Origin of the sequence: Acidovorax sp. SUPP3334, assembly GCF_030159055.1 — a bacterium.
Taxonomy (GTDB): domain Bacteria; phylum Pseudomonadota; class Gammaproteobacteria; order Burkholderiales; family Burkholderiaceae_C; genus Paracidovorax.
In genome coordinates, this window is sequence record NZ_BQXQ01000033.1 from 33,745 (window position 1) to 48,358 (window position 14,614).

Below are 14,614 nucleotides of genomic sequence, written 5' to 3' on the forward strand. Positions count from 1 at the left end.
CAGCTATGAAAATAGGAGTAAAAACTCAAACGGTGCCGTGTTGCTGCCGGTACTTGGCGAGGAAGTCCGCCAGACGGCCGATGGCCACCCGCAGGTCGTCCTCGTGCGGCAGGAACACGATGCGGAAATGCTGCTGGTCGGGGTAGTTGAAGCCCGAGCCCTGCACCAGCATCACGCGCGTGGCGCGCAGCACTTCCATGAAGAACTGGCGGTCGTCGGCGATGGGGTACATCGCGGGGTCCAGGCGGGGGAACATGTAGAGCGCCGCCTTGGGTTTCACGCAGCTCACGCCCGGGATCGCCGAGATGAGTTCATAGGCCAGATCGCGCTGGCGCCGCAGGCGCCCGCCTTCCCTGACCAGGTCGTTGATGCTCTGGTAGCCGCCGAGCGCCGTCTGGATGGCCCACTGGCCGGGCACGTTGGAGCCCAGCTTGATGTTGGCGAGCATGTTGATGCCCTCGATGTAATCGCGGGCCACTTCCTTGTTGCCCGAAATCACCATCCAGCCCGCGCGGTAGCCGCACGATCGGTAGGCCTTGGAGAGCGAGTTGAAGGTCAGCGTGAGCACGTCTGTGGACAGGCTGGCCAGCGCGGTGTGCTTCACGCCGTCGTACAGCACCTTGTCGTACACCTCGTCGGCCAGCAGCACCAGGCCGTGCTCGCGGGCGATCTGCACGATCGCCTTGAGCAGCTCGTCGGAATACAGCGCGCCCGTCGGATTGTTGGGGTTGATGACCACGAGGCCCTTGGTGCGGGGCGTGATCTTGGCGCGGATGTCTTCCAGATTGGGCATCCAGCCGTTGGCCTCGTCGCACGCGTAATGCACGGGCTTGCCGCCCGAAAGGCTCGCGACCGCCGTCCACAGCGGGTAGTCGGGCGCGGGCACCAGCAATTCGTCGCCGTCGTCGAGCAGTGCGTTCGTGGCCATGCCGATCAGGTCGCTCGCACCGTTGCCCAGGTAGATGTCGTCGAGCGTCACGCCCGCCACGCCCTGTTGCTGGCTGTAATGCATCACGGCCTTGCGCGCGCCGAAAATGCCCTTGCTGTCCGAGTAGCCCGCCGAATTGGGCAGGTTGCGGATCATGTCCTGCTGGATTTCCTCGGGGGCGTCGAAGCCGAACGGCGCGAGGTTGCCGATGTTCAGCTTGATGATCTTCTGCCCCTCGTCCTCCATCTGCTTGGCCGCGTCCACGATCGGGCCCCGGACATCGTAGAGAACGTTACTGAGCTTCGCGGATTTGTGGATGGTCTTCATGCGCAGGCAGAAAAAAACGGAGGGCCGGACACGGGGGCGGGATGACCCGCCAGAGGGCATTGCCTCTCTGGCGAAACTTATAATTTGACCACAGTTCCCGCAGCGCCCCGGGGCCCTTGGCCCCTTGCAGCGCACCCTTTTCCCCCGAACGGGCGCACCCCGCCCCCGACGCATGAAATTCCAGCCCGACCGCACCGACACGCAGAACATCAGCGCCTACGGCCCCGGCTGGATCGGCGTGGATGGCGAGAAGCTCACGACGAGCCTGATCCTCGGCTCGCGCGGACTGCGCCGGGAATGGGCTTGTGCGCATTTCGAGGACCTCACGCCCGAACATTTCGCGCAATTGGCCGAACTCGATGCGGAACTCATCATCTTCGGCAGCGGCTCGCGCAATCGCTTCCCTCCGCCAGCGTGGCTGCAGCCTCTGATGGCCAAGCGGATGGGGCTGGAAACCATGGATACGCAGGCCGCCTGCCGCACCTACAACATTCTTGCGGGAGAGGGCCGAAACGTCGTCGCAGCCCTGTTGCTCGAACCTTCTGCTTGAGTTGTGTATCTTGGTTACAGACTGCGATTCGCGAAAGAGTCCGTTTCAAGGTAAAATCTCGGGTTGCGGTCGGGGGCCATCCAAGAGCAATAACACACCGCTCCCCCGGCTATTCAACGACTACATCCAGAGAGATTGAAGTGCCATGGCGATCGTTGTCAACAAACCCCTGCCTGAATTTGAAGCCAACGCGACCGGAGGGATCAAGGTCTCCAACACCTCGCACCTTGGCCAGATTCTGATCCTGTACTTCTATCCCAAGGACAATACCCCTGGCTGCACGACCGAAGCCATGCAGTTCCGCGACAAGTACAAAGACTTCGTCAAGGCCGGCGCCGCCGTCTTCGGCGTGTCGCGCGACAACATGAAGTCGCACGACGACTTCAAGGAAAAGCTCGAACTCCCGTTCGAACTGATCGCCGACACCGAAGAAAAAATGTGCCACATGTTCGGTGTCGTCAAGAACAAGATCATGTACGGCAAGAAGGTCAAGGGCATCGAACGCAGCACGTTCCTCGTCGGCCCCGACGGCATCCTCGCCCAGGAATGGCGCGGCCTCAAGGTGCCGGGCCATGTGGACGAAGTCCTCAAGGCCGTGAAGTCCATCAAGGCCCTCAAGAAAGCCGCCTGAGCGTGCTGCGGCATTGCGCCGTGGCCCGTCATGAGGAGCATGCATAATGGGTCGATGCTGCTGAGAAACGCAACGCCCTCCCCTCACCAAAAAGCCGCCTTGGCCTCCAGGCGGCTTTTTGCTTTCTGACCCCATCATCTCCTTGAGGCCATTGCACCATGCCCCTGCCCCCCGCCCCCACCCGGCGCGCCGCGCTGCTTTCCCCGGATGCCTACCACCAGACCGCGGCCCGCGCGGAGCTGACCGCCGCCGACGAACCGGCTGAAATCCTCGAAGCCCCTGAAGCACCCGCACCTCGCACTTCCCGCAAATCGCCGGCCCGCACGGCCCCAGCCGCGCGCGCTGAAGCCCCGCGCCAAGAGAGCCCCGCAGTCCGCACCCCGGCACCGATGGCAGACGATGCCGCCGCGCCGCAAGAACGCAGTCCTTCGACCCGCCGCCGCAATGCCCCGGCACCTGCCGCCGCACCACTGCAGGCGCGCGAGCCCGCCAGGGCCGAACCCCTGCAATCGCGCGCACCGGTCGCGGCCGCTGCGGAGCCAGCAGCTGCGCCCACCACATCGCCCGGCGCACGTGCCCGCAAAGCGCGCGGCAACGGACCCAAGAAGATGTTCGTGCTCGACACCAACGTGCTGCTGCACGACCCGACGAGTCTCTTTCGCTTCGAGGAACACGACATCTTCCTGCCGATGATCGTGCTCGAAGAGCTCGATGGTCACAAGAAGGGAATGACCGAGGTCGCCCGCAACGGACGCCAGGCCAGCCGCACGCTCGATGCGCTGGCGGCCGCGCAAGGCGCCGACATCGCTCGCGGGCTCAAGCTCGACTCCACCGGCCAGCGCGCGGCTGGCGGCTGCCTGTATTTCCAGACGGCTCCGCTCGACTACAGCCTGCCCACCAGCCTGCCCCAGGGCAAGGCCGACAACCAGATCCTGGGCGTCGTCGAGGCCCTGCGCAAGCTGCATGCCCCGCGCGAGGTGGTGCTGGTGTCCAAGGACATCAACATGCGCGTCAAGGCGCGCGCGCTCGGCCTGAACGCAGAGGATTACCAGAACGACAAGACGCTGGAAGACGGCGACCTGCTCTATTCCGGCCTGCTCGCGCTGCCGGCAGACTTCTGGGTCAAGACCGGCAAGAACGTGGAAAGCTGGCAGAGCGGCGTGCACACCTATTACCGCGTCGGCGGGCCGGTCGTGCCGCAGTTGATGATCAACCAGTTCGTCTACTTCGAAGCACCCGGCGAGCCCAGCCTGTTCGCCCGCGTGACCGAAATCCGCGATCGCACGGCGGTGCTGCAGACGCTCAAGGACTACGGCTCGGCCAAGAACGCCGTGTGGGGCGTGAATACGCGCAACCGCGAGCAGAACTTCGCCATGAACCTGCTCATGGACCCCGAGGTCGATTTCGTCACCCTCACCGGCACGGCCGGCACCGGCAAGACGCTGATGGCACTCGCCGCCGGCCTCACGCAAGTGCTGGACGAACGCCGCTACACCGAGATCATCATGACCCGCGCCACGGTGAGCGTGGGCGAGGACATCGGTTTCCTGCCCGGCACCGAAGAGGAAAAGATGGGCCCGTGGATGGGCGCGCTGGACGACAACCTGGAATTCCTGGCCAAGGGCGACGGCGGCAACGCCGGCGAATGGGGCCGCGCGGCGACGAACGAGCTGATCCGCAGCCGCATCAAGATCAAGAGCATGAACTTCATGCGCGGGCGCACGTTCCTGAACAAGTACGTGATCATCGACGAGGCGCAGAACCTCACGCCCAAGCAGATGAAGACGCTCATCACGCGCGCCGGCCCGGGCACCAAGATCATCTGCATGGGCAACCTGGCGCAGATCGACACGCCCTACCTGACCGAAGGCTCCTCGGGGCTGACCTATGCGGTGGACCGCTTCAAGGGCTGGCCGCACAGCGGCCACATCACCCTGGCGCGCGGCGAGCGCTCACGGCTGGCGGACTTCGCCAGCGAAGTGCTGTGAGCGGGGGCACGCGGTAATGGCCGTGGGATGGATGACTGCGCTGAAGCTGGTGCCCTGGGGCGACGTGATCGAAGCGACACCCCAGATCCTGCAGGCCGCCCGGCGGCTGCTGGGCCAGACCCAGAAAGGGCCGGCGGCCACCACCGCCGCGCCCCTGCCCAACGGCACGGAGGATGGCCTGGCCGCGCTGCGCCAGCGGGTGCAGACGCTGGAGGCCGAGCAGCAGGCGTCGGCCGTGCTGATCGGCTCGCTCGCCGAGCAGAACGCCCAACTCGTGCGTGCAATAGATGCCTTGCGGATGCGCAGCCAGCGGCTGACCATCGCCATGGCGCTGACCGGCGTCGCCACCGTGGGCCTGCTGGCCTGGGCGCTGGGCGGAAGCTGACCGGGCCTTGCATCGCATTCCAGACGGTTGCTATTTAATTAATAGCAACATCCCCTAGAGGAATATGCGCTGGAGGGCTTTTTGATTCAAACCGCTTAGAAATCGTCGCCAGAACCCATGGCGAGGTTTTCGAAGCGCGTCTGGTTCTTTTGAAAGAACAGCTTCACCGTGCCGGTGGGGCCGTTCCGTTGCTTGCCGATGATGACCTCGGCCACGTTCGGCTCCTTGCTGTCCTTGTTGTAGTAGTCGTCGCGGTAGATGAACATGATGATGTCGGCATCCTGCTCGATGGCACCCGATTCGCGCAGGTCGGACATCATGGGCCGCTTGTCGGTGCGCTGCTCCACCGAACGGTTGAGCTGCGACAGCGCGATCACCGGGCACTGAAGCTCCTTGGCCAGCATCTTGAGGCCCCGTGAGATTTCACCCAGCTCGGTGGCCCGGTTGTCCGAACTGGACGAACCCGAGCCGCTCATGAGTTGCAGGTAGTCGACCACGATCAGCCCCAGCTTGCCGCACTGGCGCGCCAGCCGGCGGGCATTGGCCCGCAGTTCGCTCGGGGTCAGGCCGGGCGTCTCGTCGATGTGCAGCGACACCGTGCGCAGGCGCTCGATGGCTTCGGTCAGACGCGGCCATTCTTCGTCGGTGAGCTTTCCGGTGCGCAGGTTGCCCTGGTTCACCCGGCCAATCGAACCCACGATCCGCACCGCCAGTTGGGCGGCGCCCATTTCCATCGAGAAGATGGCGACGGGGAGGCCCTCGTTGAGCGCCACGTGCTCGGCGATGTTCACCGCGAACGAGGTCTTACCCATGGACGGACGCGCCGCCAGCACCACCATGTCGCCTGCCTGCAGGCCCGACGTCATGCGGTCCAGGTCGGCGAAGCCGGTCGGCACGCCTGTCACGTCCACCGGGTTGTCGGCCATTTCCTGGACGCGATCGAGCAGGTCCACCACCAGCGTGTCGAGCGACTGAAAGCCCTGCTTCATGCGCGAGCCCTCTTCGCCGATGGCGAAGATCTTCTGCTCGGCCTCATCCAGAATGCGCTCGACCGGCTTGCCCTTGGGGTTGAAAGCGTTGGTGGCGATCTCGTCGCTGGCCGTGACCAGCTTGCGCAGGATCGAACGCTCCCGCACGATTTCGGCGTAGCGCCGGATGTTGCTGGCGCTCGGCACGTACTGCGCCAGGCTGTTGAGGTAAGCGAGGCCGCCGATCTCTTCGGCCTTCCCCAGACTCTGCAGCCGCTCGTACACCGTGATCACATCGGCGGGCTTGCTGGCGTTCACCATCGTGCCGATGGCCGAATAGATGAGCTGATGCTCATGCCGGTAGAAATCGCTGTCCACGAGCAGATCGCCCACCCGGTCCCAGGCCATGTTGTCCAGCAGCAGGCCACCCAGCACACTGGACTCGGCCTCCAGCGAATGCGGCGGCACGCGCAACTGGGCGACTTCGCGGTCCGGCGCCGGAGCGAAATCCTCGTCGATGGAAAGGGACTCGAGGGTCATGGCAAAAGGTCCTCTCGCGGCATGCGCGGTGGATTCACGTCAGGCAGCAAAGACTGAAAAGCGGCAGGCTGCAGATGACAAGTCTGTGGAAAAGCTGTTCACAGCCGGTGGGTGACCGGTGCATGAAACAACGCACCAGAAACGCGAAAGCCGCCCGAGGGCGGCTTCGCGATCGATGCCAGAGGCAGCGCTTTTCTTTATGCGGTTTCGCCGTAGACCGAAACGGTCACGTCCACCACCACATCGGTGTGCAGAGCCACGCTCACCGTGTTGTCGCCGACGACCTTGATCGGGCCGTTGGGCAGGCGGATCTGCGACTTCACGACCTTGTAGCCTTGCTTGTTCAGCTCTTCGGCGATGTCGTGGTTCGTCACGGAACCGAACAGGCGGCCGTCCACACCAGCCTTTTGCGTCAGCTTGACGGTAGAGCCGCTGAGCTTTTCGCCTTGGGCCTGGGACTCTGCCAACTTGGCGGCAGCCGCCTTTTCGAGTTCAGCGCGCTTGGCTTCGAACTCGGCCTTGGCCGATTCGGTAGCGCGGCGGGCGCGGCCCGAAGGAATCAGGAAGTTGCGGGCGTAGCCGTCTTTGACCTTGACGATTTCGCCGAGGTTGCCGAGGTTCACAACCTTGTCGAGCAGAATGATTTGCATGACTGGTGCTCCTTAGATCTTGTGCTGGTCGCTGTAAGGCACCAGGGCCAGGAAGCGCGCGCGCTTGATGGCGGTGTTGAGCTGACGCTGGTAGATGGCGCGCGTGCCGGTCAGGCGTGCGGGGATGATCTTGCCGTTTTCAGCGATGAAATCGCGCAGGGTGTCGACATCCTTGTAGTCGATCTCTTCCACACCGGCGACGGTGAAGCGGCAAAAGCGCTTGCGCTTGAACAGCAGCGACTGGGTGTTGCGCTTCGGGCGCTTGTCTTTGTTGAATTTCTTGAACGTGGCCATTGGCGGACCTCTTGAAAATTAATCTTGTTGAATATCCTGGATGTGGAACACCAGACCTTTGCCGTTGCGTGACGTCGCCAGAAACCCCTGGAATACCCAGAGGCTGCCGAGCGCCTGTCTTGCCAACCGCTCGGCGAGCGCGCCGAAAACGATGGCCTTCACAACGGCCTTGACCTCGCGCTGTACACCGGCTTCTTGCTGCTGAGACCCATGTTCGAGTTTCAGATCCAGCGCCGGGAGACCAGCGGGCGTGTAGCGCAGGGCATCGGCCTCGGCGATACAGGCGGTGAGGACAACGCGGTTTTCCACTCCTCCAGTCGATGGATCAGCGCTCGCCCGAAGCGGCGAACTCGGCCTGGCTGGCCTTGCGGGCTTCTTCGCGCTCGACGGTCTTCATCATCGAGGAAGGACCCGTATCGGCCTTCTTCTTTTGAACCGTCAGGTGGCGCAGAACGGCGTCGTTGAACTTGAAAGCGTGCTCCAGTTCAGCCATCACGGCCTGGTCGGCTTCGATGTTCACGCACAGGTAGTGCGCCTTGGCCAGCTTGTTGATCAGGTACGCCAGTTGACGGCGGCCCCAGTCTTCCACGCGATGCACCTTGCCGCCGCCGGCGACGATCATGCCCTTGTAGCGCTCCAGCATGGCTGGAACTTGTTCGCTTTGATCCGGGTGGATCAACAAAATGATTTCGTAGTGACGCATGCAATCTCCTTGTGGATGAAGCCACCCGCTGCGTCTAGAAGCGGTATGGCAAGGCAAAGCCGGCGATTATAGCCTCAGGGCCGCTGGCTTGTACACTCACGCCGGCCTGACTGACGCCAGCCCGACGCATCTGCGTGCAAACGGCGCCTTTTCGCTTGAAATCCGCCGGGCGGCACCCATGTGCCGCGCGTACCGTTCACTTTCAGAAGAAATCGACATGTCCGATCAACACAATCCAGCCACCGCCTCTCATGGGGATGCAGCCCCTGCTCCTGAAGAAGTCGAAGCCGCGATGGCGGCGCATGCCTCCGATGAACTGAGCCGCCTGCAGGGCGAACTGGCCGAGCTCAAGGCCAAGAGCGCCGACCTGGCCGACCAATTCCTGCGCGCCAAGGCCGAGGCCGAAAACGCCCGCCGCCGCGCCGAGGAAGAAATCTCCAAGGCCCGCAAGTTCGGCATCGAGAGCTTCGCGGAAAGCATGCTGCCCGTGGCCGACAGCCTGGCTGCCGCACTCGCCATCAAGGACGCGACGATCGATCAATTGCGCGAAGGCTCGGACGCCACGCTGCGCCAGCTGACCTCGGCCCTGGAGCGCAACAAGGTACTGGCCATCAATCCCAACGCTGGCGACAAGTTCGATCCCCACCAGCACCAGGCCATCAGCATGGTGCCGGCCGAGCAGGAGCCCAACACGGTCGTTTCCGTGCTGCAAAAGGGCTACGTGATCGCAGAGCGCGTGCTGCGCCCGGCCCTGGTGACAGTGTCCGCACCTAAGTAAGCGACCGCCAACTTGAAGAAAAACTCCGGGCGACGGCTTGAAGCCTGCGAAGTTATCCACAAGTTATCGGCATCCAAATCTTTTTCAAAATCTCGGAGAACAACATGGGAAAAATCATTGGCATCGATCTGGGCACGACCAATAGCTGCGTGTCGATCATGGAAGGCAACACCACTCGGGTGATTGAGAACTCGGAAGGCGCGCGCACCACGCCCTCCATCGTGGCTTACCAGGAAGACGGCGAAGTGCTGGTGGGCGCCTCGGCCAAGCGCCAGGCGGTGACCAACCCGCAGAACACGCTGTACGCCATCAAGCGCCTGATCGGCCGCAAGTTCACCGAAAAGGAAGTGCAAAAGGACATCGACCTGATGCCCTACAAGATCACGGCCGCCGACAACGGCGATGCCTGGGTCGAAGTGCGCGGCAACAAGATCTCGGCCCAACAAGTCAGCGCCGACATCCTGCGCAAGATGAAGAAGACGGCCGAGGATTACCTCGGCGAGCCGGTGACGGAAGCCGTCATCACGGTGCCTGCGTACTTCAATGACGCCCAGCGCCAGGCCACCAAGGACGCAGGCCGCATCGCGGGCCTGGATGTCAAGCGCATCATCAACGAGCCCACCGCTGCGGCGCTGGCCTTCGGCCTGGACAAGCAGGAAAAGGGCGACCGCAAGATCGCCGTTTATGACCTGGGCGGCGGCACGTTCGACGTGTCGATCATCGAAATCGCCGACGTCGATGGCGAAAAGCAGTTCGAAGTGCTGTCCACCAACGGTGACACGTTCCTGGGCGGCGAAGACTTCGACCAGCGCATCATCGACTACATCATTTCCGAGTTCAAGAAGGACCAGGGCGTTGACCTGTCCCGCGACGTGCTGGCCCTGCAGCGCCTGAAGGAAGCCGCCGAGAAGGCCAAGATCGAGCTGTCCAACAGCGCGCAGACCGACATCAACCTGCCCTACATCACGGCCGATGCGTCGGGTCCGAAGCACCTGAACATCAAGCTCACGCGCGCCAAGCTCGAAGCCCTGGTGGAAGAACTGATCGAACGCACGATCGCGCCTTGCCGCACGGCCATCAAGGACGCCGGCATCAGCGTGTCGGACATCCATGACGTGATCCTGGTCGGCGGCATGACCCGCATGCCCAAGGTGCAGGACAAGGTCAAGGAATTCTTCGGCAAGGACCCCCGCAAGGACGTGAACCCCGATGAAGCCGTGGCCGTGGGCGCTGCCATCCAGGGCCAGGTGCTGTCGGGCGACCGCAAGGACGTGCTGCTGCTGGACGTGACGCCGCTGTCGCTGGGCATCGAGACGCTGGGTGGCGTGATGACCAAGATGATCAGCAAGAACACCACGATCCCGACGAAGTTCGCGCAGACCTTCTCGACCGCCGACGACAACCAGCCGGCCGTGACGATCAAGGTGTTCCAGGGCGAGCGCGAGCTGGCCAGCGCCAACAAGCTGCTGGGCGAGTTCAACCTGGAAGGCATTCCACCGGCCGGCCGCGGCGTGCCGCAGATCGAAGTGAGCTTCGACATCGACGCGAACGGTATCCTGCACGTGGGCGCCAAGGACAAGGGCACGGGCAAGGAAAACAAGATCACCATCAAGGCCAACTCGGGCCTGTCGGAAGAAGAGATCCAGAAGATGGTCAAGGACGCCGAACTGAACGCGGCCGACGACAAGAAGAAGCTGGAACTGGTCCAGGCGCGCAACCAGGGCGAAGCCGCCGTGCACAGCGTGACCAAGAGCCTGGCCGAGCACGGCGACAAGCTCGATGCCTCCGAAAAGGAACAGATCGAGTCCGCCGTGAAGGCCCTGGAAGAAGTGCTCAAGGGCGAGGACAAGGCTGCCATCGACGAGAAGACGACCGCGCTGATGGCCGCCAGCCAGAAGCTGGGCGAGAAGATGTACGCCGATGCGCAGGCCGCACAGGCGGCAGCCCAGGGTGGTGCGGAAGGTGCCGCACCCCAGGGCGGCACCTCGTCGTCCGCCGGCGCAGCGCCGCACGACGACAACGTGGTGGACGCTGAAGTGAAGGAAGTGAAGAAAGGCTGAGCGCGCTCGCGTGCCCGACTAGCCGCCGCGCCGGGCCCTGCACAGGGGTCAGCGCGGCGTTCCTGTTCCAACCGAGCTCGGAAAGACCATGTCCAAGAGAGACTTTTACGAAGTTCTGGGCGTTCCAAAGAACGCTTCGGACGAAGAGATCAAGAAGGCCTATCGCAAGCTGGCGATGAAGCACCACCCTGACCGCAATCAGGGTGAAGCGGCCAAGCCTGCCGAAGAGCGGTTCAAGGAAGCCAAAGAGGCTTACGAAATGCTCTCCGATCCGCAGAAGCGGTCGGCCTACGACCAGTACGGCCACGCTGGCGTGGACCCGAACATGCGCGGCCCCGGTGGCGCGGGTGCGGAAGGCTTCGGTGGGTTTGCCGAGGCCTTCGGCGACATCTTCGGCGACATGTTCGGCCAGGGCGGCGCGCGCGGGCGCGGCCAGGGCGGGCGCCAGGTCTATCGCGGCAGCGATCTGAGCTATGCGATGGAGGTCACCCTGGAAGAGGCGGCCAAGGGCAAGGACGCGCAGATCCGCATTCCCTCCTGGGAGTCGTGCGAGACCTGTCACGGCAGCGGCGCCAAGCCGGGCACCAGCGCCAAGACCTGCACCACCTGTGCCGGCGCCGGCACGGTGCAGATGCGCCAGGGCTTCTTCAGCGTGCAGCAGACCTGCCCGCACTGCCGCGGCACGGGCAAGATCATTCCCGAGCCCTGCATCACCTGCCACGGCCAGGGCAAGGTCAAGAGGCAAAAGACGCTGGAAGTGAAGATTCCCGCCGGCATCGACGACGGCATGCGCATCCGCAGCACCGGCAACGGCGAGCCTGGCACCAATGGCGGCCCGCCCGGGGACCTGTACATAGAGATCCGGCTCAAGAAGCACGACATCTTCGAGCGCGACGGCGACGACCTGCATTGCCAGGTGCCCGTGAGCTTCATCACGGCCGCGCTGGGCGGCGAGATCGAGGTGCCCACGCTGCAAGGCAAGGCGGCCATCGACATTCCCGAAGGCACCCAGGCCGGCAAGCAGTTCCGACTGCGAGGCAAGGGCATCAAGGGCGTGCGGGCCAGCTATCCGGGCGATCTGTACTGCCACATCGCGGTGGAAACGCCGGTCAAGCTGACCGAGCACCAGCGCAAGCTGCTGCGAGAACTGGAGGAGTCGCTCAAGAAGGGCGGCGCCAAGCATTCCCCCAGCGGCGAAAGCTGGACCGACCGGCTGAAGAACCTGTTCAGCTGATCGCGGCAGTTTCTGCCTGCCAATGGCGCCCTCGGGCGCCTTTTTTTTGCGCGGATGGGCAGCAAAGCCATCGTGTTCCGCGATGGCCAAGGTGGCATTCCTGGGGGAAAATGCAAACACTCTCTTCAACAGAGAATTCTCCAACCCCGATGAAAAGCTCCGAGCGCAGTTTTGCGCGCCGAATCGACCTGACCTCGCTGCAGCTCTTCGTGGCCGTCTGCGAGCTGGGAAGCATCGGCCGCGCGGCAGAGCGGGAGTTCATCGCCGCCTCCGCCGTCAGCAAGCGCCTTTCTGATCTGGAAACCGCCGTGGACACGGCCCTGCTCTACCGGCACAGCCGCGGCGTCACCCTCACCCCCGCCGGGGAAAGCCTGCTGCACCATGCCCGCACCGTGCTGTTCGGCCTGGAGCGCATGCAGGGTGAGCTGAGCGAGTACGCCGACGGGGTGCGCGGCCATGTGCGCATGCACGCCAACATCTCGGCCATCGTGCAGTTTCTGCCGGAAGACCTGGGCGCCTTCGCCCGCGCGCACAGCCAGGTCAAGATCGACCTGCAAGAGCACCTGAGCCCAGACGTGCTGCAGGCCGTGCGCGAGGGCGCGGCCGACCTGGGGCTGTGCCACACCGGCACCGCGGCCGATCCGGAGGGACTGCAAGGCCGGCCCTACCGCCGCGACCAATTGGTGCTCGTTGTGCCCCGAGGGCATGCATTGTCCCGGGAGTCTGCTATCAAATTCGAAGCACTTCTCGACTGGGACATCGTCGGGCTGCAAGCCAACAGCAGCATCAGCCTGGCCATGCAGCAAGCCGCCGCTCGGGCGGGGCGGCCGCTGCGCCAGCGCATCCAGGTCACCGGGCTCGATGCCATGTGCCGCATGATCGACAACGGCCTGGGCATCGGCCTGCTGCCGGACCGGGCCTTCGCACTGATGCACGGCGTGGGGCAGTTGCAGTCCGTCGCGCTGGACGAGCCCTGGGGGCAGCGCGAGCTGCGCCTGGTGGCACGCGACTTCGATACCCTTCCCGTCACGGCCCGGCTGCTGGTCGAACACTTGGTGGCACCCTTGTCGCCAGAGCCTTCCTAAAATCACCCACCCCACCTGAAACCCACCAAAAGAGACCGCCATGGGACGCACCCTGTACGACAAGATCTGGGACGAGCACGTCGTCCACACCGAAGAGGACGGCACGTCCATCCTCTACATCGACCGCCACCTGGTGCACGAAGTGACCAGCCCGCAGGCTTTCGAAGGCCTGCGCGAGGCCGGCCGCAAGGTCTGGCGAATGAGCTCCATCGTGGGCACGGCCGACCACAACACGCCCACCACCGGCTGGGAAAACGGCTATGACGGCATCACCGACCCGATCAGCAAGGAGCAGATCACCACGCTGAACGCCAACATGGCGCAGATCACGCCCGCCGCGTTCTTCCCGTTCATGCACAAGCGCCAGGGCATCGTGCACGTGATCGGCCCCGAAAACGGCGCCACCCTGCCCGGCATGACCGTGGTGTGCGGCGACAGCCACACCAGCACGCACGGCGCGTTCGGCGCGCTGGCGCACGGCATCGGCACCAGCGAAGTCGAGCACGTGATGGCCACGCAGACCCTGCTGGCCAAGAAGGCCAAGAACATGCTGGTGCGCGTGGACGGCCAGGTGGCGCCCGGCGTGACCGCCAAGGACATCGTGCTGGCCATCATCGGCAAGATCGGCACGGCCGGCGGCACGGGCTACACCATCGAATTCGGCGGTGCCGCCATCCGCGCGCTGAGCATGGAAGGCCGCATGACGGTCTGCAACATGGCCATCGAGGGCGGCGCGCGCGCGGGCCTGGTGGCGGTGGACGACAAGACCATCGACTACGTCAAGGGCAGGCCGCTGTCGCCCACCGGCGTCGAATGGGACCAGGCCGTGGCGTACTGGAAAACGCTGCATTCCGACGCCGACGCGCAGTTCGACACCGTGGTCACGCTCAACGCCGCCGACATCGTGCCGCAGATCACCTGGGGCACGTCGCCCGAGATGGTGCTGGGCGTGGACGCCCGCGTGCCCGACCCGGACAAGGAAAAGGACGCCAACAAGCGCGGCGCGATGGAGCGCGCGTTGACCTACATGAACCTGGAGCCCGGCAAGGCACTGAACGACATCTTCGTGGACAAGGTGTTCATCGGCAGCTGCACCAACAGCCGCATCGAAGACATGCGCGAAGCCGCCGCTCTGGTCAAGAAGCTGGGCCAGAAAGTGGCCAAGAACATCAAGGTGGCGATGGTGGTGCCGGGCTCGGGCCTGGTCAAGGAACAGGCCGAGCGCGAGGGCCTGCACGAGATCTTCAAGGCAGCCGGCTTCGAATGGCGCGAGCCGGGTTGCTCGATGTGCCTGGCGATGAACGCCGATCGGCTGGAGCCGGGCGAGCGCTGCGCCTCCACCAGCAACCGCAACTTCGAAGGCCGCCAGGGCGCGGGCGGGCGCACGCACCTGGTGTCGCCGGCAATGGCCGCGGCCGCAGCCGTGCACGGGCATTTCGTGGACGTGCGCCAGTTCGCGTAAGCGCCCTGCAGCGCTTCTTCCCTTCCATTCC

15 protein-coding genes are annotated in these 14,614 nt (G+C 64.2%); 9 read left to right on the forward strand and 6 right to left on the reverse strand.

Features of this window, described 5'->3' with window-relative positions; all coding sequences use genetic code 11:
• Positions 1–25: 25 nt before the first annotated feature.
• Entirely contained in the window at positions 26–1,255 is a 1,230-nt protein-coding gene (locus AVHM3334_RS17705) for a pyridoxal phosphate-dependent aminotransferase (protein WP_284414473.1), read from the reverse strand.
• Positions 1,256–1,427: 172 nt separating this feature from the next.
• On the opposite strand from AVHM3334_RS17705, the gene AVHM3334_RS17710 reads away from it, so the two are divergent.
• The 4 genes from AVHM3334_RS17710 (at position 1,428) to AVHM3334_RS17725 (ending at position 4,809) form a co-directional block, all read left to right on the forward strand.
• Complete coding sequence (locus AVHM3334_RS17710; protein ID WP_284414475.1) at positions 1,428–1,805, forward strand: Mth938-like domain-containing protein; 378 nt, start codon at positions 1,428–1,430, stop codon at positions 1,803–1,805.
• Positions 1,806–1,950: 145 nt separating this feature from the next.
• Positions 1,951–2,436 carry a peroxiredoxin gene (locus AVHM3334_RS17715; protein ID WP_284414477.1) on the forward strand — a complete coding sequence of 162 codons (486 nt, stop codon included), beginning with the start codon at positions 1,951–1,953 and terminating at the stop codon, positions 2,434–2,436.
• Between the two features lie 158 nt (positions 2,437–2,594).
• A complete protein-coding gene (locus AVHM3334_RS17720; RefSeq protein WP_284414479.1) occupies positions 2,595–4,424 on the forward strand; it encodes a PhoH family protein in 1,830 nt (609 codons plus the stop codon).
• 16 nt (positions 4,425–4,440) lie between these two features.
• Positions 4,441–4,809, forward strand: coding sequence for a hypothetical protein (locus AVHM3334_RS17725; RefSeq protein WP_284414481.1), 369 nt, complete (start codon positions 4,441–4,443; stop codon positions 4,807–4,809).
• Positions 4,810–4,904: 95 nt separating this feature from the next.
• On the opposite strand, the gene dnaB is transcribed toward AVHM3334_RS17725, so the two are convergent.
• The 5 genes from dnaB to rpsF form a co-directional block, all read right to left on the reverse strand.
• Positions 4,905–6,317 carry a replicative DNA helicase gene (gene dnaB / locus AVHM3334_RS17730; RefSeq protein WP_284414483.1) on the reverse strand — a complete coding sequence of 471 codons (1,413 nt, stop codon included), beginning with the start codon at positions 6,315–6,317 and terminating at the stop codon, positions 4,905–4,907.
• A gap of 197 nt (positions 6,318–6,514) precedes the next feature.
• Positions 6,515–6,967: a 50S ribosomal protein L9 gene (rplI, locus tag AVHM3334_RS17735; RefSeq protein ID WP_284414484.1), complete on the reverse strand. Its 453-nt coding sequence runs from the start codon at positions 6,965–6,967 to the stop codon at positions 6,515–6,517.
• A gap of 12 nt (positions 6,968–6,979) precedes the next feature.
• Positions 6,980–7,261 (reverse strand): 30S ribosomal protein S18, encoded by a 282-nt coding sequence (gene rpsR / locus AVHM3334_RS17740; protein ID WP_011794373.1) that lies wholly within the window; start codon positions 7,259–7,261, stop codon positions 6,980–6,982.
• Positions 7,262–7,279: 18 nt separating this feature from the next.
• Positions 7,280–7,570 (reverse strand): primosomal replication protein N, encoded by a 291-nt coding sequence (gene priB, locus AVHM3334_RS17745; protein WP_284414486.1) that lies wholly within the window; start codon positions 7,568–7,570, stop codon positions 7,280–7,282.
• A 16-nt stretch (positions 7,571–7,586) separates the two neighbouring features.
• Positions 7,587–7,964, reverse strand: coding sequence for a 30S ribosomal protein S6 (gene rpsF / locus AVHM3334_RS17750; RefSeq protein ID WP_272551597.1), 378 nt, complete (start codon positions 7,962–7,964; stop codon positions 7,587–7,589).
• A 217-nt stretch (positions 7,965–8,181) separates the two neighbouring features.
• On the opposite strand from rpsF, the gene grpE reads away from it, so the two are divergent.
• The 5 genes from grpE to leuC all read left to right on the forward strand — a co-directional run bounded on the left by grpE (position 8,182) and on the right by leuC (position 14,583).
• A complete protein-coding gene (grpE, locus tag AVHM3334_RS17755; protein ID WP_284414489.1) occupies positions 8,182–8,742 on the forward strand; it encodes a nucleotide exchange factor GrpE in 561 nt (186 codons plus the stop codon).
• A gap of 104 nt (positions 8,743–8,846) precedes the next feature.
• Positions 8,847–10,802, forward strand: a complete 1,956-nt coding sequence (gene dnaK / locus AVHM3334_RS17760; protein WP_284414491.1) for a molecular chaperone DnaK — start codon at positions 8,847–8,849, stop codon at positions 10,800–10,802.
• Between the two features lie 88 nt (positions 10,803–10,890).
• Positions 10,891–12,036, forward strand: coding sequence for a molecular chaperone DnaJ (gene dnaJ, locus AVHM3334_RS17765; protein ID WP_284414493.1), 1,146 nt, complete (start codon positions 10,891–10,893; stop codon positions 12,034–12,036).
• 149 nt (positions 12,037–12,185) lie between these two features.
• A complete protein-coding gene (locus AVHM3334_RS17770; RefSeq protein ID WP_284414495.1) occupies positions 12,186–13,121 on the forward strand; it encodes a LysR family transcriptional regulator in 936 nt (311 codons plus the stop codon).
• Between the two features lie 40 nt (positions 13,122–13,161).
• A complete protein-coding gene (leuC, locus tag AVHM3334_RS17775) occupies positions 13,162–14,583 on the forward strand; it encodes a 3-isopropylmalate dehydratase large subunit (RefSeq protein ID WP_284414497.1) in 1,422 nt (473 codons plus the stop codon).
• Positions 14,584–14,614: the final 31 nt, after the last annotated feature.

Excerpts from the sequence above, each read along its gene's own strand:
- AVHM3334_RS17705 (WP_284414473.1), bottom strand. The coding sequence starts at position 1,255 with ATGAAGACCATCCACAAATCCGCGAAGCTCAGTAACGTTCTCTACGAT.
- AVHM3334_RS17710 (WP_284414475.1), top strand. The coding sequence starts at position 1,428 with ATGAAATTCCAGCCCGACCGCACCGACACGCAGAACATCAGCGCCTAC.
- AVHM3334_RS17715 (WP_284414477.1), top strand. The coding sequence starts at position 1,951 with ATGGCGATCGTTGTCAACAAACCCCTGCCTGAATTTGAAGCCAACGCG.
- AVHM3334_RS17720 (WP_284414479.1), top strand. The coding sequence starts at position 2,595 with ATGCCCCTGCCCCCCGCCCCCACCCGGCGCGCCGCGCTGCTTTCCCCG.
- AVHM3334_RS17725 (WP_284414481.1), top strand. The coding sequence starts at position 4,441 with ATGGCCGTGGGATGGATGACTGCGCTGAAGCTGGTGCCCTGGGGCGAC.
- dnaB (WP_284414483.1), bottom strand. The coding sequence starts at position 6,317 with ATGACCCTCGAGTCCCTTTCCATCGACGAGGATTTCGCTCCGGCGCCG.
- rplI (WP_284414484.1), bottom strand. The coding sequence starts at position 6,967 with ATGCAAATCATTCTGCTCGACAAGGTTGTGAACCTCGGCAACCTCGGC.
- rpsR (WP_011794373.1), bottom strand. The coding sequence starts at position 7,261 with ATGGCCACGTTCAAGAAATTCAACAAAGACAAGCGCCCGAAGCGCAAC.
- rpsF (WP_272551597.1), bottom strand. The coding sequence starts at position 7,964 with ATGCGTCACTACGAAATCATTTTGTTGATCCACCCGGATCAAAGCGAA.
- grpE (WP_284414489.1), top strand. The coding sequence starts at position 8,182 with ATGTCCGATCAACACAATCCAGCCACCGCCTCTCATGGGGATGCAGCC.
- dnaK (WP_284414491.1), top strand. The coding sequence starts at position 8,847 with ATGGGAAAAATCATTGGCATCGATCTGGGCACGACCAATAGCTGCGTG.
- dnaJ (WP_284414493.1), top strand. The coding sequence starts at position 10,891 with ATGTCCAAGAGAGACTTTTACGAAGTTCTGGGCGTTCCAAAGAACGCT.
- AVHM3334_RS17770 (WP_284414495.1), top strand. The coding sequence starts at position 12,186 with ATGAAAAGCTCCGAGCGCAGTTTTGCGCGCCGAATCGACCTGACCTCG.
- leuC (WP_284414497.1), top strand. The coding sequence starts at position 13,162 with ATGGGACGCACCCTGTACGACAAGATCTGGGACGAGCACGTCGTCCAC.